Raw genomic sequence first — 23,617 nt, 5'->3', positions numbered from 1 at the left:
TCGCCAGCAATGATATAGCGGGCTTATTTGACTATTCGCATGGCGGTGCCATATGAATGACGGCCAAGCCACCTAAGGAAGTTTCACGGTATTTTTTGTTCATATCTTTACCAGTTTGATACATGGTTTCGATAACTTTATCTAATGAAATAAGGCATTTGCTCGTGCGCTTTAATGCCATACGTGAGGCATTAATGGCTTTCATTGCGCCCATGGCATTTCTTTCAATGCAAGGCACTTGAACCAAGCCGCCGATCGGGTCACAAGTCATTCCTAATGAATGCTCCATCGCAATTTCCGCGGCTATACAAATCTGCTCGTTACTGCCGCCTCTGAGCGCCGTTAAACCAGCGGCTGCCATGGATGAAGAAACCCCGACCTCTCCCTGACAACCCACTTCGGCGCCGGAAATTGACGCGTTAGTTTTATATAAGATGCCGATAGCGCCAGCGACTGCGAGAAAATCTTTCAGCTGTTTAATATCAAGCTCTTTGATGAAGCGATGGTAGTACATCAATACCGCCGGAATCACCCCTGCAGCGCCATTAGTTGGAGAAGTAACGACTTGTCCGCCAGCTGCATTTTCTTCGCTAACCGCAAAGGCAAAGAGGTTAATCCAATCCATGATCTCCATTGGATCATTCTCAACTGCAGCGTTGGCTTCGAGCTTTTTCAAAAGGTTTGGTGCACGACGAGTGACATTGAGACCACCTTCTAAAATCCCTTCCGTATCGAAACCACGTTGCATGCAGAGCGACATCACTTTCCAAATTTGTTCTGCTCTTTGGCTAATTTCTTCATCTGAGCGGAATGCCAGTTCGTTTTGTAGAATCATACCTCCCAAACTAAAACCGTTAGTCTCGGCTTTTTCCAGCATCTCATCCGCTGATATGAAAGGAAATGGTACCGCGACTTCATCTTGTTGTGTGCCGTTTTCTAGTTCGTCAGCGGTGGCGATGAACCCACCTCCGATGGAATAATAAATTTCAAACGCCACTTGGTCTCCTGCAGCGTCTAGTGCGGTAATCGTCATTCCGTTTTCATGCAGGGGAAGGTTGTCACTATGAAAGACGATGTCATGGTCGTAGCTAAACTCAATCTGGTGCGTACCAGCGAGCAGCAGCGTGTTGTTGTCTATAGTATTTTGTAGCGCACTTTTAGCGCTACTCATTTTGATGGTATCGGGTTTATTTCCCATCAAACCAAGGACAGTGGCTCGGTCTGTGTGGTGCCCTCTACCAGTGAGCGATAATGAGCCATAAAGGTCCACTTGCACCCGATGCACTTTCGCCATAGAGTCGCTAACTAGTTGATTGAAATGGAATCCGGCAAGCATAGGACCATTAGTGTGGGAGCTAGAAGGCCCGACACCAATCTTAAATATATCGAAAATCGACAGCATAATTGACTTCCTTTAGCAGTGAACCTTTATAAAGGTCTCTAGAACAGTGTTGTTAACTAGATGTTAAAGCCTGTAGGCCGGGAGTGAAAGAAGATTTTTGTAACACTGCCAACTAAGCGCGAGATTTTGAAATGAAGTTAGACAATGTGGTCATTGTTTTAGGTAAACGCCTCGTCAATAGCAGATTGACCGTTGAGGGGGTAACAAGAGTCGAAGCGTTATCTAATGTGATTGCGTCATTGCCGACAGAGCGAACGGCGATTATTTTTTGTGGTGGATTAACGCAAGGTCAACGCATTTCTGAAGCAGATGCAATGTACAGTTATTTTAAATCTCTAAATGCGGCCGCTGTGCATCCGTTTCCTGAACATCAAGTACTTTTAGAAAATCGTTCTTTGAATACGTTTCAGAACATGCGTTACGCTTCTCGCATTTTGTGTGATAGTGGTTTGTTCCAGTTATGGTCAGCGCGCCCGGTTGAGGTCACCTTGTTGTCGAATGACTACCACCTTGAGCGAATCATAGAAATCCAAACCTTGATGGATGAGCAGGGATTATTACGAGTACTAAAATCTGAGTGCGCCTCCATGGGCGTTACTCTCAACTTACCCCTGGATATCAACAAACATATCAGCGTACCATACCCACATAAAGGGCCTGTGGCGGCGGCATTTTTATTACTGGATAAACTCACGACTTACCGAGTTTATTTAGAAGGGGTCAAGCAGGGAGCATTTTTACGAGACTTATCGGTTGTCCGAAAGAAGCCGCTTATGATCGCGAGACATGCCATTCAGCAATTGCTCGCTTTACCACTCGATAAAGATAGTTTGCAACAGATTGAAGACATGAAAAAGGCCATCGAAATGACGGCCTTGGATGAATCTGTAGGAGCTGCGGAACAAGCGTTAAGGATCGTTCATCCGATATTAACTGCATTGAACCGCCGCTTGGATCCTGAGTCTATTCATTAAGTTCGCGTTTTGTGCGGACTGCGCTCAATGCGATCAAACAGTAGCACAGGAGTTCCATGCCTTCTTCCGAAATATTTTTAACATCACGGATGTAGTTCTCGTCCATCACTTGTTGCCAAAAACTGCCCATGCCATACAAGCGAGAGAAGACCAACAATAGCATCACGGCACCAATTAACAGTTTCATGTGGGGCACCGTTAAGATAGTCGCCATTTCGTTCATGGTACCTTTACCACCGTGGTAAGCTTTGGCGCAAGCCAGTGCGGTTACAGCTAGCGCAGGAAAAACCCAAGAACCATGACGAATCATGTCTGTCCAATAGTCTGTTTCACGAATAATGAGCACCGCGAAAAAGCCGGCAATCAAAATGGCCGCATGCTTTAGCTGAGGCTGTTGTTTAGATAGGCTAAAAAATGACCATGACGCAATCGCGAGCATCACAAGCTGGAGTGTTTCTGTTATGGAAAGCTCACCAAGGCTTGAACCCAACACGACATAATCAAGGCGAAGACTGAGGTTAACGAGAATACTGATAGCGACAATCATCAATGCGCTTAAACTCGATTTATAAATGATGCGCTTTGACTCTTCAGTAACAACGTTGCTTGGGGCTGACTCGGCTTCTTTTACTATTTGTGTTTTCATCTTGCTCACCTGTTCCAGAAAATGTGGAAGAAATGTGAATTAGTGTGATCTGTGTTTGGGATTTTATTGTCCAAGTGGAAAGTTATGTCAGAGGAATGTCAAGAATAGAACACTGTTCGATATAGTATCGATGTGCGGTAAAGTCAGAGGTATGTAAAAATGAAGTGAGAAAGTTTTGATAAATCAAATAAAAAAGGAGCCTAAAGGCTCCTAAGTGATAGAGGGAATCTGACGTGTCGACAAAAAAATTTAGTAGTCGCCACTCTCACTTTCTTTATGATTGTCGCGATAGTATTCCCATTGCTCGACACGATTATCGTCAGACAGCACGCAGTAAGTCACACGTTCGCCATTTTCCGAAACGGTATCCAACTCACCACCTTGCTGAACACAGTAAACGGCTGCAGGATTTGCGACGGAGGTATACTCAGTCGAGCGAGTGGCACCTTCGTAAGTTGAACAACCAGCCAGTACCAACGTTGCAGCCATAGCCATCATTAAATTTGTCTTTTTCATTCTTTATCTCCGCATGGGGTGGGCGAGTATTGTATTGATTATAGGCAACTTTCAGAGATTATTGTCTTATCGATGTTAAAAGTAAGAGGGACGTATAAGAATTTAGATATTCTCATCTTTTACTGGTTATCACGTCACACTTCTATTTGTTGCGGATTGTTACGAAGGTTAGAACCGTTGCGTTCAAACCAATGTATTGAACGCATTTGGACCGACAACGATGATTTAAAGCGTGAAGTTCGGTAATATGCGCGCAAAACATGACAGTGGTATTTTCGATGAGACACTTAAAATCGACCGTTCATCCGGACATTGAGCACTTGGACGACAAAATTATTTTCCAGCGCAATGCGGCACGCGCCATCGTACTAGATGGTGAAGATGTGTTGTTGCTCTATACAGAGCGTTACCATGACTACACTTTGCCAGGTGGTGGTATTGATGATGGTGAAGATGTGATTGCTGGACTAGTTCGTGAACTAGAAGAAGAAACCGGCGCGCAGAATATCCATGGTATTAAGCCTTTCGGGATCTTTGAGGAATTTCGTCCTTGGTACAAAGACGACGCTGACGTAATGCACATGGTGTCGTATTGCTATACATGTAAAATCGATCGTGAGTTAGGCGAAACGGCTTATGAAGACTATGAAGTTAAAAATGGAATGCGTCCAGTATGGATGAACATTCACGAAGCGATAGCGCACAATGAAAAGACCATGGCAGAAAGCCCGAAAAAAGGCATGAGCATCGAGCGCGAAACGTTTTTGCTTCAGTTGATTTCTAAAGAATTACTATAAATAACTTAGCTTGCCTCATAGTGACTTACCCACTCATTGTTCTGTTGATAGGTCAGCTTTTAAATCGATAAAAAAAGTCCGGACTCCCCCCCGGAACCCGGACTTATTCCAGACGCGCAAGCGAAGCGTCATCTTGATATTTTAAATTTGTTTCGAACTATGAAAACAATAGCTGTTTTACATTTAGTGTGTAAATAATTATTAGGTCCAACCATTGGTTTTCATGTTTTTTGCAAACGCAATGTGACGCATATCTACCCAATTGGCAAGCGCAATTTGGGTACCTTTTAATAAACCACTACTCTTTCTTATCTTTGAGATACCTTACCTCAACTTTTTTGCACACGTTTGCATAGAGATCACGAGTTTTCAAATTGGCCGAACACGATCTTGTAATTTTACGTTTTTCTGACATTGGATTTTGTCGTGATTTTTATCACAAATTGACCAACGGAGGTAGTGGACTAAAGTCGATCAGCGGTTGCGAAACCATCGGAGCATCTGAAGCAAATAAGAGTAAAGGTTGAAATGATGAGGATTGTAACTGACCGATATCTATCAACTTTTCCAGCGCGAAGAATCGACTAACGTATTGGCGAGTCTCTTTAGGTAGTGTGAGCTTCTGGAAGTCGTTACTGCCTGCTCGCTGAATAGCGCGTGCGACACGCCCTTCGCCTGCATTGTAGGCCGCTAATGTCAGCGCCATGTTTTGATCGAATTTGTTGTATAAAAACGTCAGATACTTGAGTGCTGCAACTGTGCTTGCTTCTGTATCAAAGCGATCGTCTTGTTTTGTATCTACAGTCAACCCGAATCGTTGAGCTGTTGCTGGTATCAGTTGCCAAAGTCCGGCGGCGTTGGCATGAGAAACGGCTTTGGGGTTGTAAGAGGATTCCAACATTGGCACTAAGGCTAGAGTCTTTGGTAAAGAGTGGCTTTGCAGTTGTTTGAAAATGTGATGAATCACCGGGCTGGATGAATCGAGACGCTTGGCAATTTGTGGCTTGTATGGCGCTAAAACTTGATATTGCGTTTGAATATCAGCTGAGCTTGGTTTCGCCTGGCAGGTGATTGAAAGGCAGGATAGTAAGGCGATAAAAATAAAAAGGCCTACAGTACTCAGCCGAGATGGCGACTGAATCTGTAGGCAAGACGAACATCGTTTAGAACGATTTATCTTCATAAGTGTGTTGCACAGGTTGTTTGAGTTGACTGACCAACTCATGGAACGCCGCAGAGCTGTGGCCATTGCTCTGATTGTATTGTTGGCACTGACTTACCAACGTTTCCAATAGCGCCCATTGTTTTCTAGCTTGCATACCTATTTGGGCAGGCAAAGCATTGAAAATTCGTTTTACGCTGGCGTCATTACACGCTAACCCCAGCTCTCGCATACACTGGCTTCTATCACTGGCTGAGCGGCTAAGTTTATTGAGTATTGGCATTTGTTTCTGAACATTATTGCTCAGTGCCTCACCATCAAACTTTAAGTACAACGTTTTTTGCTGTTGAAGCAAAGGGATAAGTTGTTGATAGAGCTTGATATCCTCAGGTATTGAGCGAATAAATTGTTGAATTCGCTGCGATACTGCGCTTGCCATGATCTCTTCCTAGTGTGTTATTACTCGTGACCTGTATGGAATTGCATGATCGCCTTTGATAGTGCTTTTGTATCTAGGCTAAGTTCGCCACGCGCTAATGCGTTACGTACTTGTTCTACTTTTTCCATATCAACATCAGGTAGTGATGCCATTTCAGCTTGAGCGCGATCTATCGCTACGGTATTCGCTTGAAATGCAGGCTCGTGTACTTTGCTCTGTTCGACGACGTCGACAGGCTGTTTGCTTGCTTGCTGTAATTTTGTTTGTGGGACATGACCGCCCGCGACTTTGTCGATTTTCATGCTGTGGTCCTCATCATCATGTTCTAAATTAAGTAGGCGGTTAGGATGTGATAAACATTAAATATTTTTTTTGTACTCGAAACTCAGCGTTACTGACGAGAGCCAAAATTAAAAAATGTTACTCTGAGTCCAAAATCAAAATTGAGTATGAACCTGGTTTAACCCGGTTACGACAGCTCTAATGACCTTGCCAGAACTTAGGTTTTCTACTTCAATTTGTTGCCCTTTCGCACCATCTTCTAAGGCGACTCCTTTCGTGCTGGCGCTAAATCCATTTTTGCTCGCAATCACTATGACTTCATTGCCTTTTTCGATTAAAGGTGGAGCAGATAAATTGGATGGGTTGACCACTTGCCCTGCACGTAAACGGCGAGAGGTTTCTAAGCCTATTGCTTGTCCTGGGCGAGTATAAAAATCGTCTTGTCGCGAGATGGTGCGCGTTTCCAGTTTAACGTGCTTGGCAGTCACAACTTCATTTCGACCGACCGTGGTTGTGGCAACCAAGACAGGCAGTGTCAGAGAAGATTTTATCGTGACATTAATTCGCCAGGGTGAAGCGATGTCATCGCAACTTACTGAGCGCTTAAGGTTTCCAACTGGCAACGCTTGATTGTCGCGACCAGTGATGACCAGAGGCGATTCACACTCAGGTAGGTGATTCGCCGAGCCTGGTACCCACATGTCGAAATCCAGTTGGTATTCTCCCCACTGGTTAGAGTGAGCATTTTGGGCCACTTCTTGTTTGAAATGCTCTGCTACAACAGATTTTATCTCCTCAACGCTTAGGGTTCTGCCAGAGGTGTTGGCGAAAGTTTGTCCTGGTATTAGAGCAAGCAGAGTTAGCATTAATGTTGAGGAAGTAAGCACTTTCCCCTTGCTTTTAATGCTTTCCGTGAGCCGGAAGTTTGGCTTCCATCCTTGTTTGTAAATCATTGATATATATAGCTATTTTTTATGGCACGCATCTTGTTTGTATGTTGGCGTATTCGAGCCAACTGTAAGGAAGATGCATGGCGATCACATTTGAAAATGCTTTAGGTGTACATCCAGAGGCACTTAATTTTCGCGTTCAGCGTACCAAAGTCCTTGCCAGTAACCTAGCAAATGTTGACACCCCTGGGTATTTGGCGAAAGACCTAAGTTTCACCACCGTAATGAACCAGGTGGCTGCAGGCGGTGTGAACAAACCAGTGCCTAAGTTTCAGGTTCAGGCCCAATACTCGGTGCCTTACCAGAACAGCAAAGATGGCAACACTGTAGAACTGGGTGTTGAACAAGCGAAATTCACGCAAAACAACATGGACTTTCAAACTAGCCTGACGTTTCTCAACATGAAATTTAATGGCTTAACGAAAGCGATTGAGGGACGTTAATTATGTCATTCACTGATATTTACTCGATCACTGGATCCGCGATGACGGCACAAACTGTGCGTCTTAACACGGTCGCCAGTAACTTAGCTAACGCGGACGCGGTGTCTGCAAATCCAGATGACGCTTATAAAGCGCTGAAGCCCGTATTCGCGACTGTGTACCAAAAAGCGCAGCTGACAACGGAAAACGGGGTTTATCCCAATGCTGAAGTTCGCATTGTTGACGTTGTGAAAAATGCGGGAGAAGCCGAGAAACGCTTTGAGCCAAACAACCCGTTGGCCAATGGTGAAGGTTATGTGTATTACCCAGATATCGATGTCGTGGCTGAAATGGCAGACATGATGTCAGCGACACGTAGCTTCGAAACCAATGTTGAAGTGTTATCAAATGTGAAAAGTATGCAGCAAGGTCTGCTTAGATTAGGGCAGGGCAGTTAATGAGTCTCGCACAATATACACCTTTATCGTCTGATGCTCCTGTGAGCACTAAAGCAAAAGAGAACAATGGCATTGCACCAAATCCTAAAGATATGAACAGTGCTTCTTCATTAGAGAACGAATTCATTTCTTTGATGGTGGCGCAGATCCAAAACCAAGATCCACTTAACCCACTTGATGGCACGGAATACGTTGGTCAGTTGGCTCAATTCTCTCAAGTTCAAAGTACCGAGAATATGTCCAGGACAATGCAACAGAGCATGATTCTCCTCGACAACATGCAAGTGCTATCGACAGCGGGGCTCGTCGGACAAACCGTTTACGTCAACTCCAAAGAATTTGAGCTTGGTGAAGGCGTACAGAACGGAAAAATCGAACTCGCTCATAGCTCAAACCAAGTGACGTTAGTTGTGAAAGATGAGTTTGGTCAATCCACTAAAGTGCCATTAGGTGCTCACGGCAAAGGTGACGTCGACTTTTCAATTAATCCTGAAGAACTTGGTCTTAAACCAGGCAAATACTCAGTGGCAGTAGAAGTGCAAGAAGGGCAAGCAAGTCCAAATGTGCTGATGGCAGGCACTGTTGAGCAAGTGCGCATTCCTAATACCGGTGGCGCAGCATTAGTCAATGTCCATGGCGTTGGCAACGTTCCTTTCTATCAAATCACTCAGTTTGGTGCTTAACCAAATACGGAAATCAGAGGTCTATTTATGAGTTTTAACATCGCACTAAGTGGTCTGGACGCGACCAACACAGAGCTAAACACAATCAGTCACAACATTGCCAACGCATCAACGTATGGTTTTAAAGGTGGCCGCACAGAATTCTCCGCAGTATATAACGGCATGCAACCTGGTGGTGTAGAAGTCGCGTCAATTTCACAGAACTTCGACAAAGACGGCAGTATCTCAGGAACTGGCCGTGCGATGGACTTGGCGATCAACGGTGGCGGATTCTTTGTCACTAAAGACAATATGGGTCAAACGCTATACACGCGTTCAGGTGTATTCGCGACAGATAAAGATAACTTTGTTACCGCTAACAGTGGCGCAAAACTGCAAGGTTACAGTGTGGATAGCAACAACAACCTGATGACAGGCTCTGTGGGCAATATCCAAGTATCTACGTCATCACTGAATGCAAAAGCGACAGACGGTCTTGATTTTGTTGCAAACTTTGATGCAAGTGCGTCTGCCATTGATAAAACGGTAACGCCGTTTAATCCGGACGATCCAAACTCATTCAATTCGTCTTACACCACAAAAGTCTATGACTCGCTGGGTAACTCGCACACGGTAACCCAGTACTTCACTAAGACCGCTTCTAACTCTTGGGAAGTGAATGTTCAAGTGGATGGTGGCGCAACACCAGTGACAACGGTACCAGTAACGTTTGACAAAGACGGTTCGCTTTCTTCACCGACGGCTCCGTTTAATGTTTCATTCCCTGCGGCAGGCGCAAACGCGATGAGTGTCGACATTAACTTGAAAGGCAGCACGCAGTTTGGTGCTAAATTCGGCGTAAGTACTAACAGCCCGAACGGTTACACATCCGGTGAGCTTGCAGGTGTACGCGTTGAAGGTAATGGCATGGTTTACGCGACCTACACTAACGGCCAATCACAGCTGCAAGGTCAAGTTGTACTTGCAGACTTCGCCAACACACAAGGTTTAGCAAAAGTGAGTGGTACGGCATGGACTCAAAGCTTTAGCTCTGGTGCGCCAATCACGGGTGTCCCTGGTTCAGGTACGTTGGGTGATTTAACCCCAGGTGCGTTAGAAGGTTCTAACGTTGACCTAACCAGTGAGCTTGTGGCGCTAATGACCGCACAGCGTAACTACCAAGCAAACGCGAAAACCATCTCTACCAGCGACAAGCTAACTCAAGCTTTGTTTAACGCGGTGTAATGGGAGTTTTGCATGGATAGCTTGTTATTTACTGCAACGTCAGGTGCGAGTCGAGTTCTTAAGGCTCAGCACGTGCGTTCAAACAACTTATCAAACGCTGATACTGCTGGCTTTCGAGCGGATATGGAGCGCGTGCGCAGTGTAGAAATGCAAGGCCCAGGTTTTGATGGTCGCACTATGGTTGTGACCAACTCTGCCTCAACGCGTTTTGATTCTGGCGACATTATGAAAACGGGACGCCCGTTGGATGTCGCCATCATGGGTGAGGGTTATCTTGCTGTTGAAACTCCTGCGGGTAACGAAGCGTACACGCGAGCGGGCAATATCCAAGTCGACACTTTTGGTGCCATGACCATCAACGGTTTTCCTGTTCTTGGTGAAAATGGGCCTTTGGTTGTGCCTGATTATCAAAAGATTGAAATCAGCGAGCGTGGTCAAGTATCCGTGATTCCGCCAGGTGGTGGCGCAGAAATCGTCGCGGGAACGTTGAAGTTGGTTAAACCAGAAATGAACCAACTTCAAAAAGAGAGTGACAGCCTACTGCACAGTGTAGATGGCGTGCCATTCGCTGCCGATGAAACGGTGCAACTTTCTCCTGAGCACATTGAGGGCAGTAACGTATCTGCCATTGATGAGTTGATTAGCGTGATGTCGTTAACGCGTAACTTCGAGATGCAAGTTCGCATGATGAAAACGGCCGAGACGTTGGCACAAGCTGGTAATAAATTAATGGCGGCGAGATAAGTCTCGCCCCGCAAGGAGTAATAAAAAATGCATTCAGCATTATGGGTAAGTAAAACAGGCATGGCAGCGCAGGACACGAAGATGACTGCCATTTCTAACAACCTAGCGAACGTAAATACAGTTGGCTTTAAGCGTGACCGAGTTGTATTCGAAGACCTTTTCTACAGCATTCAGCGTCAACCTGGTGCTCAAGTAGATCAAGTTAACGAAGTGCCAAGTGGTATTCAGCTAGGTAGCGGTGTTCGCGTAGTCGGCACGCAAAAAGTGTTTACGCAAGGTAACACTCAAAATACAACACAAGAGTTGGACCTTGCCGTTATGGGACAGGGTTTCTTTCAAATCGAAAACTCGGATGGACAGATCATGTACACACGTAATGGTCAGTTCCATGTCAACTCTGAAGGCTTGATGGTTAATAGCCAAGGCTTGCCGTTAGAGCCACAAATTCAGATCCCAGATAATGCCTCTTCATTCTCTGTTGGTGTTGATGGCACGGTAACAACAACGACGGCGGACGATCCAACGCCACAGCAGCTTGGTCAAATCACACTTGCAAAATTCATTAACCCAGCAGGCTTAGAGGCCGTGGGTGGTAACTTGTTCCGTGAAACGGAAGCCAGCGGCCCGGCAGATGAACTGATTGCTGGTGAAGATGGCGCAGGCCTCATCAAGCAAGGTGCATTGGAAGGTTCAAACGTACAAGTAGTGGAAGAGATGGTCGACATGATCACGACTCAACGTGCGTATGAGATGAATGCGAAAGTGGTCTCTGCTGCAGATGACATGCTGAAGTTTGTTTCGCAATCAATGTAAGTATGAAATTGGTGATGATGAAGGAAAAAGCAATGAAATGGCTTTCTAAGAGTTGGGCAGTAGCCGCCGTGTTGCTGGTGGGATGTGCCGGCCGTCAGGAATTTATTCCGCCTGAGCCAAATGCCGAGGAATACGCACCACCAACGCTCGATTACACGTTGCCGGAAACTCAGTCTGGTAGCCTTTATCGTCACCAATACACGATGACCCTGTTTCAGGATCGTCGTGCTTACCGAGTTGGCGATGTGTTAACGGTTCAACTATCAGAAGAAACCTCATCGAGCAAAAAAGCGGGTACTAAGTTTGGCAAAAGCTCAGCGGTTAATTTCGCGGCGCCGACCATAGGAACGAAAACGTTCGATGAGCTAGGGGTTAGTGTCGATGGCAGCCGGAACTTTGATGGCAGCGCTTCAAGCTCACAGGGCAACAAGCTGCAAGGTGCTATCACCGTAACGGTACACGAGGTGTTACCTAATGGTGTGTTGCGTATCAGTGGCGAAAAATGGCTGCGCCTTAACCAGGGAGATGAGTTTATTCGTCTCACTGGCATTGTTCGTGTGGATGATATTAATCGCAGCAACCAAGTTTCTTCTCAACGAATTGCTGATGCACGAATTACCTACGCAGGTCGCGGAGCTCTGGCTGACAGCAACGCAGCCGGATGGCTAACTCAATTCTTCAACAGCCCATGGGTACCTTTCTAATGAAGACAATGCAATCTTTCTTAACGTCTTTCCTATTGGTGTTGACCTTGGGATTACCAACCACTTCACATGCTGAAGTGGAAATTCCGATCATGGACTTGGTCGATGTGCGCGGCATTCGAGAAAACCAATTGGTCGGTTATGGTTTGGTGGTTGGCTTAGCTGGCCAGGGTGACCGAAACCAAGTGAAATTTACTTCTCAATCTATCACCAACATGTTACGTCAGTTTGGGGTTCAAATTGATGACAGTATGAACCCTAAGCTACGAAATGTGGCTTCTGTGAGCGTGACAGCAACCGTTGATCCAATGGCGGGCCCTGGACAAACTTTGGACGTGGTCGTGTCTTCAATTGGTGACGCGAAAAGCCTCCGTGGCGGTACGCTATTGTTGACGCCTTTACGCGGTATTGATGGTGAAGTGTATGCCATTGCACAAGGAAACGTCGTGGTGGGCGGTTTATCAGCAGAAGGGCGAAGTGGCTCCAAAGTCGAAGTTAATACGCCAACGGCAGGTCGCGTCCCGAATGGTGCGACGTTAGAGAGAGAAATCAAAACTGATTTCAACCAGCGTGATGAAGTCACCTTAAACCTGCGTAAACCAAGCTTCACGACGGCAAAAAATATCGCGCGTGAAATTAACAATACTTTTGGGCCTAACGTTGCTGTTGCGATCAATAAAGCGCGCATTGATATGCGTGCACCAAAAGATACCCAACAGCGCGTAGTGATGATGTCGATGCTTGAAGAAATGAGCGTCGTGGAAGGCCGCAAGCCGGCTCGAATTGTCTTTAACTCTCGTACGGGAACGGTCGTGATCGGTAAGAGTGTCAAAGTGAGTGAGGCGGCAGTGAGCCACGGCAACTTAACCGTGCGAATTTCTGAATCACAACAAGTCAGTCAGCCAAATGCGTTTGCAAATGGCGATACGAAAGTCGTTAACCAAACGGATCTTGATGTGAACGAAGATTTAGCTCAAATGGTGATTTGGCCTCCAGGCACGGAGCTCAACACTATTGTGACTGCGGTAAACAGCTTAGGTGCCACACCTACTGACTTAATGTCTATCCTACAAGCACTGAGCGAAGCGGGTGCATTGAACGCTGAATTGGTCGTGATTTAAGGAGTTAAGGATGAAACTAGACAGTACCAATGAACAAACTCAACTGAATTCGATGCTGTATCACGACAACAGCGCACTTGCCAACATCAAGCAGAGTCGAGATCAGGAAGGCGCGCTTGAAGTCGTGGCGGGTCAATTTGAGGCGATGTTTTTACAAATGGTGCTGCGTCAAATGCGCAGCAGCAGCGATGTTCTAGCGGATAAAGACAGCCCGTTTGCAAGCCAGCAGCAAGGTGTTTTCCGCGATATGTACGATGGGCAACTGGCAATGGAACTGGCAAAAAAGCAGAGCTCAGGCATTGCCAATATGCTCATCCAGCAACTTAGCCCCTCTATGCGCGAAGTCGCCTTTGACGCTGCGCGTAACATCTCATCTGCAAACGATGGTAAAGGTGCGAATTCTGAATCTATCTCACAGCTTGATGCTAACGAGATTGAGGGGAACTCAAGCTTATTTAATACCGCCTCTCAAGCCGTCGCCTCTGTAAAACAGGTGCTCGGTGAGGCCGGTATGACTACCGCGTTTTCTCAGCCGTTGATCAGGAAAATGGAGCTGTAAATGAACCTAGTTAATATTGCCCTTTCAGGTTTAGGCGCGAACCGCGTGGCCTTAGACGTAACGGCACAAAACGTGGCGAACGTGAATACTGTGGGCTACAGCCGTCAACAAGCGTTGATGGCATCAGTTGATGACGGAAAAGCCAACCGCTTAAGCCCTGGTTTAGGGGTAGAGGTCACCAGCATTCGCCGCGTTACAGACCAATTTCTGATTAAGCAAACGTGGTCCACTAACAGTATGGCGGCGTACGCTTCTGGCTACACCAGCAACATGAGCCAATTGGAAAATACGCTAGGGGCCGATGGCTTCAGTATTTCTGCTGGTTTGGACTCTCTAAACGCTGCGCTTAACGATGCTACGGTTAAGCCTGAGTCGATCCCTTACCGTCAACAAATCATCAACGAATCTGAAGCGTTGGCGCGCCGCTTTAATACGTTGACCGAGTCTTTGCACAACCAACATAAAGATATGAGCGATCAGCGTAATGCGGCACTCAACCACGCGAATAGCCTCATGGAAAACATCGCGAAGGTAAACAAGCAGCTGGTTGAAATGCAAGGAACAGGCGGCAACCCATCGCAACTTATGGATGAACGAGATAAATTGATCGGCGAGTTATCTCAAACCATCGAAATCAGAACAACAGAACAGCCTGACGGCAGTGTTCAGGTAACGTTGACCTCTGGTCAGCCACTTGTGATGGGCACGGACCATGGCAAACTCGCAGCCGTTCCAGACCCTAGTGACCCTTACGTAGCAGACTTACACGTAACATTCTCAAGCCAAAGTTTTGCGATTGGTGACTCTCTTGGTGGCAAATTAGGTGCGATTAACGATTATCAAACCGATGTATTAAAACCAAACCAATTGGCTTTGAATGACATGGCGAAAGCGTTAGCGGATGAATACAACGCTGTGCTCGCTACTGGACAAGATTTAAATGGTAACCCAGGTAAACCATTGTTCAGTTACGACCCTGCCAACCCAGCGGCAAGTTTGGATATCACTGAGTTAACTCCAGGTGAGCTTGCTTTTTCAAGTGATGGTACGCCAGGTAATGCGGATGTATTGCAGTCGTTGATTAATTTAAGCAACAAGCCTGTTTCTGTGACTGGCTATGGCTTTGTGAGCTTGAATGACGCATTCAGTTCTATGGTGGGTCAAACCGCGATTAAAGCACGCCAAGCAGACGCTGATTACCAAGCTAAGTTAGCCATGAACAAGCAAGCACATGCGGCTCGTGACAATGTGAGTGCCGTTAACAGTGATGAAGAAGCGGCTAACTTAATGACGTTTGCTAATGCACACAATGCCAACATGAAAGTGATCAGCACAGCGAATCAGCTGTTCGATTCTGTATTGCAGTTATTCTAAAGGAAACCCAGATGCGAATCAGTGACAATCAATTTAGCCAAATGATGCTGCAAAGCCTGCAAGGTAACAATGCAGGTCTGGGGCACGTGCTACAACAAATGACGACAGGTGAGCGTCTAACTAAACTATCTGACGATCCAATGGCATCGATTAAGCTGCTTAATTTGGATCGTGAAAACAGCGCCATCGCCCAATATCAAAACAATATCGCAAACGTCAAAACCACGCTTTCGAGTCAAGAAACACATTTAGACTCAGTGAAAGAGAGCCTAATGAGCATGCGTGATATTGCATTATGGGGCGCGAATGGCTCACTGACTGATCAAGACCGTACCGGTATGATCACGGAGCTAAAGAGCTATCGTGATTCAATTGAGTCGTCTTTCAATGCTCAGGATGAAGAAGGACATTACCTATTTTCAGGCACCAAAACTGACACCCCTGCTATAAACAGTGCAAGCGGTAGTTATGTCATCGAGGGCAACAGCGATAAACGTGTCGTGACGATTGCGAAAGGCGTAACGATGGATTCCAACATGACGGCAAAGGACATTTTGGACCTTGGTGGCGGCAAAAACGTACTGGATCAAATTAATAATCTAATTACAGAATTTGAGAACCCGAGTCCGAATTTCCAAGCTGAAGTGGACGCAAGCCTGAGTGCCATTGATGATACGTTGGCAAGCGTACTTGGCACGATGACGGAGATTGGTGGCCGACACAATAACCTAGATTTGGTTGGCGGTGCCCATGGTGAGAATAAACTGTTCGTCGATAAAGTATCAGGTGACCTCTCAGCTCTGGATTACGGTGAAGCATCGGTACGCTTGAGCAATTACATGGCGGCTTTGCAAGCAACGCAAGCGAGCTATGTAAAGATCAATGATCTATCGTTGTTTGACCGTCTATAAGGTTAGGAAGTTCTTTTATGGTAATGAGTACAGTAGAGGTCAGACCCCATAGCATACGCTTGGGTGGGCAAGAACAAGCCTCTATCATGCCGACCCGTTCTGCAGACTCAAGTACTGCAATTAAACCGCGCCCGGCGCAAGTTCAGGCTGACACTGCGTCAGCCTACTCTGTCTCTGGGATTCAACTGACCCAGGGTCAGCAGCAAGCGACGGCAGTGCAGATCGCATCGAAATCGTTGCAGGTGATTGGCAAAGAGCTGACTCAAATTAAACGTGGTTTGACGCAAGCGGTGAATCAAGGCGTGCAAAATGTGCCTGGCTTGCAGGATACATTGGTTCGTTCTAAAGCCACCATTCAGAACGTTGTGGAGCATGCTCGTTTCGACGGCCAGAAAGTGCTCAACAACGAACTGCATTTAAAGCTAGATAAAGCAGACATTCGTCGCTTTTCTATTCCTGGCTTGAACGTGCATCGCTTAAGTGACAAGGCTGAGCAAATTCGTTTGGATTTCCCTCAGGGTCAAGCGGTAATGATTCAGTTCGATGGACAAGCCGATGGTGCTCGAACTGTCAAAATGCTTGACCGAAGCTTGATTGCTTTAGGGATGCGTGCCTCATTAGCTGACGATGGCAGCATTTTATTTGAAGCCAGAGACAACGCTTATCAGCAAATGCAGCAGAAAGTGATGGTCACGGGCGAAGGGCACCGTTTTCCTGCGGGCCAGCCGAACGTTCTAAATCTAAAGTCAGAGCCAGATGGTATTGCAGAACTTGGGTTTGATTTGGCGTCACGCGATGGTATGAAACAGACGATTGCCAAAGTGAACCAGCACCTAAGACAAGTGCAAACGAGCTTGCAGGAAGCGAAAGCATTTCATGGAGAGTTGAATACTCAAATGCGCTCAATTCAAAATAAAACCGCGCAGCTTTCTGTGGATGATGTGAATGCAAAACTGGATGGTTTTGTGCAGAAGTCTGGTGAGTTTACCTCGACTTTTCAAGCGTTGAATGCACAAGCAAACGTGCGTCGTCATACGGTTGTTGCGTTGCTAAAATAACGAACACTCCAATGATTCCTGGCTTTGCATCGCTATCGCCCCCCAATAACGAGAACGGTGCATTGTCGGGAATCTCTCTTTAATTCGTTTATGGTTCGAGTGCTTTTGCCACCGAGCGATTCAATTTCTGGAATAACCACCCAAGCGCGATTAAAGATGCTCCTAAACCTAAGAAGCTGATTGCTCTCCAGAACCCATCCAGAGAACTAACATCCCATAAGAATACTTTGAGTGCGACAAAAGCTAAAACCACTAGACCCACGCGCTGCATCATCAACCCTCTGTGTGTCACACCGCGCCAAGTAAGCAATCCACCCACGAGCAAACCTGCTACTGAATAACTGAACAGTTCTGCCATGCTGGTCGGTTGGTACAACATCATGGATGTGGTTTGCCAGAATTGACGGATAGACATACCTAACCAAATAGCAGCATGTGCAAAGCCTAGGCTAGCAACCGCAAATCGATGAACCTGTAACGTATTCCAGCCTCTAAAGGTTGCGATAAGTAGGATGCAAGCTGGCAGCAACCAGCCGACGCTTAGCATATTAATGACGGGAAGAGCTTGGGCTGAGACGTTGTCAGTCACCAATGGCGACTCTGCCGTATTAAGCAAAATTATCAGCAATGCGAAGGCACACCAAAGCAGGTAGCTGTAGGCTTCATAGATGCGGCTTAAGCGTTGTGCAAATTGGCTACGGTAGCTGTACACCAAACCCATAACCAACGCTTGGTTAGCAAAAACGATGGCGCTTGTGAAATCAAGGTGTCCCAAATAGCCGTACTGCCCAGTTAACCAGTAGTTGGTTTGGGTGAATAGCGCCATTAAGAATACATGCAAAAATGCGCCTTCAAACCAGTTGGTCAGTTCGAGGTCCGCTTGCTTTAGCGTGGCTCGAGCATAGAGCAGGATGATGAGAGACGGTAGGTAACTCACAATAACCCAAGCCCAATGTCCTGCTTCTACGGGTTGCCATTCAGGGATGAAGGGTAAAAGTGTGAGGCGGATGACCAGTATCCCCATCGCCACTTTAATCGCCCAACTTGCGGGGCGAAATAACCCTGATTGCGTCTGTAGCGCCATTACCGCAACTTGTATCGAGATTGCTGTCGTCAACCAGGTATCGCTTAACCAAACAAAGGCGACGCCTACGATTAAAGCGTGCATGACGGCAGAACATTCCAATGCTAGCGAATGTAAGCGCTGACCAAGTACAACGTAATAAACGGTCACCAATGCGCAGAATGCAGTCCAGTGCCACAGGTAGCCTTGCATAAATTCGTCGACATAAAACAGCGTAATCAAACTCATTGCAGGAGCCAGTACTAACAGAAGTACGCCGCTAAGTTGCGATCGGTCACTGAGTGACTGGCAATAAGTTCGACAGCAGATCAGTGCAATACTGGTGGCCAATGCGAGTAAGATACTGGCACCATGTTCTGGCATATACAAAGCGTCAAACGCGACAGTGAGGACAACAAGTGCGGTCGCAGAGACCAATATGGAAGGCAAAAATACGCGCAATGACCAACCTGTGCGAACCGCTGGGAGCCATACTGTCGCAACGAGCAGCGCATAACAGTACACCATTTGCAGTGTGTCCAATTCTGGCATTCTGGTGACAGCCGAAAAGGTCAATAACGCAATCGCGAGAGAGGTAGCGGTCGGCGGATTTGTCCACTTATTCTGGCAGTGATGATAACGAGGATTGAGTGTCCAACCCAGTCTTGGAACTGCGAAAATAAGATAAAGAGTAATGGAGAGATAAATAGCCAGCCAAGAAAAAAGTGTCTCAAGCGGCATGCTTTCAATGAGCAACAGCATCCAAACAACATGTGGAAGCGCGATGCTTGGAGAAATCCATGCACTACGTACTTTTTGCATTAGCAATGTTGCCGCGACCGAGATCGCGCTGATATACCCAGCCAGTAAGAAGTAATTAGGCTCGCTTCCACCAATCCATAACGGTGCGGTGTATCCACCAATCAGACCAAGCACCGCCATCAACGGCCCTTGCTGTAAAGATAGAGCCAAGCTGCAAAATGCGGCAGCGGCTAAGATGATAAGCGAGACACTAGGTGTCAGCATTTGATAAACAACAAACGCAAAGATAACCGTGCAGTAAATGCCAGTTAGCCCGGTTCCGGTAACGGCGGCAGGCACATAAGTAAAGCCTTGGGCTCGTGTTGCTCGTTGAGGATTTTGTTGTTCTTTGCGGTGGAACCATTCGCCAACAAGCACCATAAGTAACGAGAGTACAAACGCAAAGGACACACGCATAAGTGGCGAAAACTCAATGTGACTACCAATAACCTGTACGAGATACCCCCCACCAATTAGCATTGCCAGCGCGCCCACCCAAACCAACCAGTTTTCTTGAATGTTGCTAAACAGACTCTGCACTCTACTTGGCAATATAGACTCTTGTTCTTGACTAAAAACGTCCAGTTGAACTTCGCTTGTCTGGTATTGAGCTTGATGTGTTGCGTTTGGATAAGATGCTCGGTCGGTAATCGGGTCATGCTCCTTAGAGGATGAGGAGTTTGCCTCTTTTGTTACCTCTTCAACACTGGATTGTTGGCACGTTGGTTGGTTCGAGTCCTTATTTAGACTGACTCGCAGTGATGTTACCTCTTCACGAAGTTTGGTTAGCTCTTTTTCTAAAAGTGCTGCTCGGTTGGCGGCTTTCACTCCGATGAGGATGGCGAGCAATGCCATGAATAGTGCTAGTATTACGTACAATCCATTTCTCCTTGCGTACGTCGCGTGACACACGATTCTTAACTTTGAGCACGTACGCTAAAGCTTAGTCCAAGCGCTTTGCCTTAGCTTCATATAGTGCTAGGTTCCGCGCTTTCTTTAAGAATCATTCTACATAATGAAACTCAATGCGTAATGATGAATTCGACGAAGCGACATACTTGTATGTCACTTTAAGACCTGATGAACAGAAATGAGTCGTTAAGTCATTGGGGGTCAACTATATTCATAATTCTGATGCGATACCCAAGTGACCTCAAAAATGTGCATTTCAGAGGCATGCTGTCGAAGAGTCGAAGGTAAGCCGTTTAGTCTGCATGCTAAGTCATGCTTATTGAACCGCACGCCCGAGGTTATTTGGGTATAGCGCATTCACGCGAAAAAAGACAAAACAGGTAAATTATTAATGCAAGTGGGTAATGAAGCGCTGGTTCTATCAGCGGTTGGGGTCATTGGTTTAGGTTGTCAGTGGTTGGCATGGCGATTGCGCTTACCAGCGATTTTATTTTTGCTGCTAGCTGGGTTGATTGTCGGGCCATTTATGCAGTGGTTAAATCCAGATGAGATTTTAGGGAATTTGCTCTTTCCGTTGGTTTCATTGGCGGTTGCGGTGATTCTTTTCGAAGGCAGCTTGACCCTAAACTTTAAAGAAATTCGCGGGGTGAGTGGCTCAGTCTGGAGTATCGTTTCCATCGGGGCCATCATTTCGTGGGCAGCAACCAGTATTGCGACGCACTATTTCCTCGGTTTTACTTGGGAGCTCGCCATGTTGTTCGGCAGCTTAACCGTGGTAACAGGTCCGACGGTGATCGTGCCACTTCTTCGGACGGTAAGGCCTAACAGTACGCTTGCTAATATTTTGCGTTGGGAGGGGATCTTGATTGATCCACTCGGTGCGCTTTTTGTTGTGATGGTTTATGAGTTCATCGTATCGCACAGCGCGATAAATAGCGTCGAAGTGTTCGGGACGCTCATTGCCGTGGGCGTCATTCTTGGTGCGGCCTCTGGCGCAGCAGTCGCAACGATTATGCGCCGTGCGTGGCTACCGGAATACTTGCAGCCATTTGCAGTTTTGATGATCGTGCTCGGCGTATTTTCCGTCTCCAACCATATTGAGTCTGAAGCCGGATTACTCACGGTTACTGTAATGGGTATGTGGCTTGCCAACGCAAAGGGAATCAATATTCAACAAATTCTGCACTTTAAAGAGCACTTGACCATATTGCTGATCACCGGCCTATTTATTTTCCTTGCTGCACGCATCAGCTTGGATGATTTTGCTGCGCTGGGTAGTGGCGCGTTATTGCTGTTTGTATTTATGCAGTTGGTGTCGCGCCCGTTGTCGATTTTCCTCTCAACCATCCGCAGTAACTTGAGACTTAAAGATAAACTGTTTCTGTCTTGGGTTGCACCGCGCGGTATTGTCGCTGCTTCTATTTCGTCTCTTTTTGCGATCAAATTGACCGAATACGGTATTGATGAAGCGATTTTACTGGTTCCTATGACCTTCATGGTGATCATCGGAACGGTTGTTTTACAAAGTGCAACGGCACGTCCTGTCGCATTGATGTTGGGCGTCGCGGAGCCAGCGCCACGCGGCTTCTTGTTGATTGGTGCTAACCGAGTAGCCAGAGAAATTGGTCAAGCGTTGGCACGTTATGACCGCCGCATATTGATGACCGATTCTAACTGGGAGTACATCAGTCAAGTTCGTATGTTGGGGCTGGATTACTACTACGGAAATCCGATTTCTAGTCACGCAGATGACAATTTGAACCTGATAGGGGTGGGACAAGTCGTTGCATTAACACCTGACCAGCATTTCAACATTATGGCTTGCATGCAATTTGTCGACGAGTTTGGTGAAGATAGAGTTCACTGCTTGCAAAAAGTGAAAACCAACGGCAATGGTAGCGAGAAGCACTCCGTGGCTCAGGAGTACCACGGTAAATTGCTGATGGGCGGTAACGTAAGCTATACCCAGCTGGCCAGTTTGTTGAGCCGCGGTGCAGAGATAAAACACACGAAATTGAGCGACAACTTTACGTATCAAGACTATTTAGCGCATCACAAAGGGAACTCGGTAGTGCCGTTGTTCCACGTTGAAGAAAAAGGGAAAATTCAATTCTGTGATGATCCTGAGCAGTTTGCTCCAACCACCACAAGCACCGTTGTGTCTCTGATTCTGTCAGAAAGCGCAAAGTAAATTAGAGAAGTATGCGGCCCATTTTTATCGTGGTGTCTCGCACGCTGATTACTTCAACTTGGAGAAACACTCGCCTGCTTGTTTAAAACAGAAGGCGAGTTTCTCTTTCTATAATGTCAGAGTAAGTCGTGATTCATTACTGGTTTCGGAAAAGTAATCTCGTGAATTCAGAAAATTCGCATTGACGTTACTGATAAGGATCGCAATACTGCGCGACTGTTTTACTTTAGGGTGACATTATGGCTCCGCAAACTAACCGAAAAGATTTACATCTAGACGCTGTTTTACATCATGACATGAGCATGAAGCATAAAACGGCGGGCTTTGAGTCTGTCGAGTTTGAACACTGCGCGCTGCCAGAATGTGACTTTCAGGCGATCGACCTGTCGACAGAGTTTCTTGGCCACCGATTGGCGCTGCCGTTTTTGATTAGCTCAATGACAGGTGGAGCAAAAGACGCAGAAGTGATCAATTGTCGTTTGGCTGAAGCTGCCAGTGAATTAGGCATTGCGATGGGCGTGGGTTCGCAGCGTATTAGCTTAGAAGAGCGCCAACACGCAGGTCTAGGCAAAACCATTCGTGATTTAGCCAAAGATGTGCCGCTTTATTCCAACCTTGGAGCCGCTCAATTGCGCGACAAAGGTAAACTTGATAATGCGCAGCGTGCGGTTGAATCCATTCAAGCGGATGCGTTGTTTGTACACGTAAACCCAATGCAGGAAGCGTTTCAGAAAAATGGCGACCATAATTGGATTGGGGTCTTACACGCTATCGAGCAGCTTAAATCTCGCGTGAATGTTCCGATCATTATTAAAGAAGTCGGTTTTGGTATTAGTGGTCACGTTGCGCAGCGATTGGTTGACGCCGGTGTGGATGCCATTGACGTAGCGGGCGCGGGTGGCACAAGTTGGAGCGCGGTTGAAGGCTATTGCCAAGATAACCCGAAAATGCAGCGTGCAGCCGAACTTTTCCGCGATTGGGGCATCCCAACGGCAAAATGTTTGACTCAAATACGAGCACAGCATCCTACATTACCTTTGATCGCCTCAGGTGGTGTGCATAACGGACTTGAAGCGGCGAAAGCCATACATTTGGGCGCCAATCTCGTTGGGCAAGCGGGCGCAGTCTTGAAAGCGGCTACCATAAGCACTCAAGCGGTGGTCGAGCACTTTGAGCAAATGGCGTTAGAGTTACGTTTATCATGTTTTGGTACGGGGTCTTCTAAGATCAGCGCATTAACGCAAGCGCGCTGCCTATAGGTGTTTATGGTGTCATTTACGCAGCTTGGCTCAATAATTTTTCGGTGTCTTAACACGTAGACTGATAATTTCGTTATAGTTGATACAAAAGTCACTTCAACAAGTGACTGCTTAGTTCAGACAGTTGAATGGGCATTTGTTGAAGCGATTGA

The 23,617-nt window shown here is 46.5% G+C and carries 24 protein-coding genes; 16 read left to right on the top strand and 8 right to left on the bottom strand.

What is annotated here, in order from left to right; genetic code table 11:
* Nucleotides 1-31: 31 nt before the first annotated feature.
* Nucleotides 32-1,402, bottom strand: coding sequence for an L-serine ammonia-lyase (locus tag VEA_RS18725; RefSeq protein ID WP_006741300.1), 1,371 nt, complete (start codon nt 1,400-1,402; stop codon nt 32-34).
* A gap of 131 nt (nt 1,403-1,533) precedes the next feature.
* On the opposite strand from VEA_RS18725, the gene VEA_RS18720 reads away from it, so the two are divergent.
* Entirely contained in the window at nt 1,534-2,376 is an 843-nt protein-coding gene (locus VEA_RS18720; protein ID WP_006741301.1) for a YdcF family protein, read from the top strand.
* On the opposite strand, the gene VEA_RS18715 is transcribed toward VEA_RS18720, so the two are convergent.
* Entirely contained in the window at nt 2,366-3,022 is a 657-nt protein-coding gene (locus tag VEA_RS18715; protein WP_006741302.1) for a hypothetical protein, read from the bottom strand. The two genes, VEA_RS18720 and VEA_RS18715, sit on opposite strands and share 11 nt — an antisense overlap.
* Before the next feature lie 249 nt (nt 3,023-3,271).
* The gene (locus tag VEA_RS18710) at nt 3,272-3,538 is read right to left on the bottom strand and encodes a putative hemolysin (RefSeq protein WP_005395313.1); all 267 of its coding nucleotides are present in this window, start codon (nt 3,536-3,538) and stop codon (nt 3,272-3,274) included.
* A 278-nt stretch (nt 3,539-3,816) separates the two neighbouring features.
* Here VEA_RS18710 and VEA_RS18705 point away from each other — a divergent pair, with 278 nt between their 5' ends.
* On the top strand, nt 3,817-4,335 hold the full coding sequence (locus VEA_RS18705) for an NUDIX hydrolase (protein ID WP_005395311.1): 519 nt from the start codon (nt 3,817-3,819) through the stop codon (nt 4,333-4,335).
* Nucleotides 4,336-4,771: 436 nt separating this feature from the next.
* On the opposite strand, the gene VEA_RS18700 is transcribed toward VEA_RS18705, so the two are convergent.
* From VEA_RS18700 to flgA, 4 genes are all read right to left on the bottom strand, one after another.
* Nucleotides 4,772-5,518 carry a lytic transglycosylase domain-containing protein gene (locus VEA_RS18700; RefSeq protein WP_006741303.1) on the bottom strand — a complete coding sequence of 249 codons (747 nt, stop codon included), beginning with the start codon at nt 5,516-5,518 and terminating at the stop codon, nt 4,772-4,774.
* A complete protein-coding gene (gene flgN, locus VEA_RS18695) occupies nt 5,499-5,936 on the bottom strand; it encodes a flagellar export chaperone FlgN (protein ID WP_006741304.1) in 438 nt (145 codons plus the stop codon). The genes VEA_RS18700 and flgN overlap by 20 nt, the downstream gene beginning before the upstream one ends.
* Nucleotides 5,937-5,956: 20 nt before the next feature.
* A complete protein-coding gene (gene flgM, locus VEA_RS18690) occupies nt 5,957-6,238 on the bottom strand; it encodes a flagellar biosynthesis anti-sigma factor FlgM (RefSeq protein ID WP_006741305.1) in 282 nt (93 codons plus the stop codon).
* A gap of 135 nt (nt 6,239-6,373) precedes the next feature.
* Nucleotides 6,374-7,171: a flagellar basal body P-ring formation chaperone FlgA gene (gene flgA, locus VEA_RS18685; RefSeq protein ID WP_006741306.1), complete on the bottom strand. Its 798-nt coding sequence runs from the start codon at nt 7,169-7,171 to the stop codon at nt 6,374-6,376.
* A 77-nt stretch (nt 7,172-7,248) separates the two neighbouring features.
* On the opposite strand from flgA, the gene flgB reads away from it, so the two are divergent.
* Genes flgB through VEA_RS18625 form a run of 12 tightly spaced genes read left to right on the top strand, consistent with a single transcriptional unit; the run spans nt 7,249 to nt 17,239 of the window.
* Entirely contained in the window at nt 7,249-7,611 is a 363-nt protein-coding gene (gene flgB, locus VEA_RS18680; RefSeq protein ID WP_005395306.1) for a flagellar basal body rod protein FlgB, read from the top strand.
* A gap of 2 nt (nt 7,612-7,613) precedes the next feature.
* Nucleotides 7,614-8,048: a flagellar basal body rod protein FlgC gene (gene flgC, locus VEA_RS18675; protein ID WP_005395305.1), complete on the top strand. Its 435-nt coding sequence runs from the start codon at nt 7,614-7,616 to the stop codon at nt 8,046-8,048.
* Entirely contained in the window at nt 8,048-8,731 is a 684-nt protein-coding gene (gene flgD, locus VEA_RS18670) for a flagellar hook assembly protein FlgD (protein ID WP_006741307.1), read from the top strand. Before flgC ends, flgD begins: the two co-directional genes overlap by 1 nt.
* 27 nt (nt 8,732-8,758) lie before the next feature.
* Nucleotides 8,759-9,955: a flagellar hook protein FlgE gene (gene flgE / locus VEA_RS18665; protein WP_005395301.1), complete on the top strand. Its 1,197-nt coding sequence runs from the start codon at nt 8,759-8,761 to the stop codon at nt 9,953-9,955.
* Between the two features lie 12 nt (nt 9,956-9,967).
* The gene (flgF, locus tag VEA_RS18660) at nt 9,968-10,699 is read left to right on the top strand and encodes a flagellar basal-body rod protein FlgF (protein ID WP_006741308.1); all 732 of its coding nucleotides are present in this window, start codon (nt 9,968-9,970) and stop codon (nt 10,697-10,699) included.
* Nucleotides 10,700-10,726: 27 nt separating this feature from the next.
* The gene (gene flgG / locus VEA_RS18655) at nt 10,727-11,512 is read left to right on the top strand and encodes a flagellar basal-body rod protein FlgG (protein WP_006741309.1); all 786 of its coding nucleotides are present in this window, start codon (nt 10,727-10,729) and stop codon (nt 11,510-11,512) included.
* Between the two features lie 32 nt (nt 11,513-11,544).
* Nucleotides 11,545-12,216, top strand: coding sequence for a flagellar basal body L-ring protein FlgH (gene flgH / locus VEA_RS18650; protein WP_005395295.1), 672 nt, complete (start codon nt 11,545-11,547; stop codon nt 12,214-12,216).
* Nucleotides 12,201-13,337 (top strand): flagellar basal body P-ring protein FlgI, encoded by a 1,137-nt coding sequence (locus VEA_RS18645; RefSeq protein ID WP_081442408.1) that lies wholly within the window; start codon nt 12,201-12,203, stop codon nt 13,335-13,337. Before flgH ends, VEA_RS18645 begins: the two co-directional genes overlap by 16 nt.
* 10 nt (nt 13,338-13,347) lie before the next feature.
* Entirely contained in the window at nt 13,348-13,896 is a 549-nt protein-coding gene (locus VEA_RS18640) for a rod-binding protein (protein WP_005395292.1), read from the top strand.
* Entirely contained in the window at nt 13,897-15,270 is a 1,374-nt protein-coding gene (gene flgK, locus VEA_RS18635; RefSeq protein ID WP_012842383.1) for a flagellar hook-associated protein FlgK, read from the top strand.
* Between the two features lie 11 nt (nt 15,271-15,281).
* A complete protein-coding gene (gene flgL, locus VEA_RS18630) occupies nt 15,282-16,181 on the top strand; it encodes a flagellar hook-associated protein FlgL (protein ID WP_005395290.1) in 900 nt (299 codons plus the stop codon).
* A gap of 17 nt (nt 16,182-16,198) precedes the next feature.
* On the top strand, nt 16,199-17,239 hold the full coding sequence (locus tag VEA_RS18625; protein ID WP_012842382.1) for a hypothetical protein: 1,041 nt from the start codon (nt 16,199-16,201) through the stop codon (nt 17,237-17,239).
* Between the two features lie 88 nt (nt 17,240-17,327).
* Here VEA_RS18625 and VEA_RS18620 read toward each other — a convergent pair whose 3' ends face one another.
* A complete protein-coding gene (locus tag VEA_RS18620; RefSeq protein WP_043884544.1) occupies nt 17,328-19,958 on the bottom strand; it encodes a DUF2339 domain-containing protein in 2,631 nt (876 codons plus the stop codon).
* Between the two features lie 448 nt (nt 19,959-20,406).
* On the opposite strand from VEA_RS18620, the gene VEA_RS18615 reads away from it, so the two are divergent.
* A complete protein-coding gene (locus VEA_RS18615) occupies nt 20,407-22,206 on the top strand; it encodes a cation:proton antiporter (protein WP_006741315.1) in 1,800 nt (599 codons plus the stop codon).
* Between the two features lie 239 nt (nt 22,207-22,445).
* Nucleotides 22,446-23,465, top strand: coding sequence for a type 2 isopentenyl-diphosphate Delta-isomerase (gene fni / locus VEA_RS18610; RefSeq protein ID WP_006741316.1), 1,020 nt, complete (start codon nt 22,446-22,448; stop codon nt 23,463-23,465).
* Nucleotides 23,466-23,617 lie beyond the last annotated feature (152 nt).

It is taken from the genome of Vibrio antiquarius (assembly GCF_000024825.1).
Taxonomy (GTDB): Bacteria; Pseudomonadota; Gammaproteobacteria; order Enterobacterales; family Vibrionaceae; genus Vibrio; species Vibrio diabolicus.
This window is presented reverse-complemented; position numbering and strand designations above follow the sequence as displayed.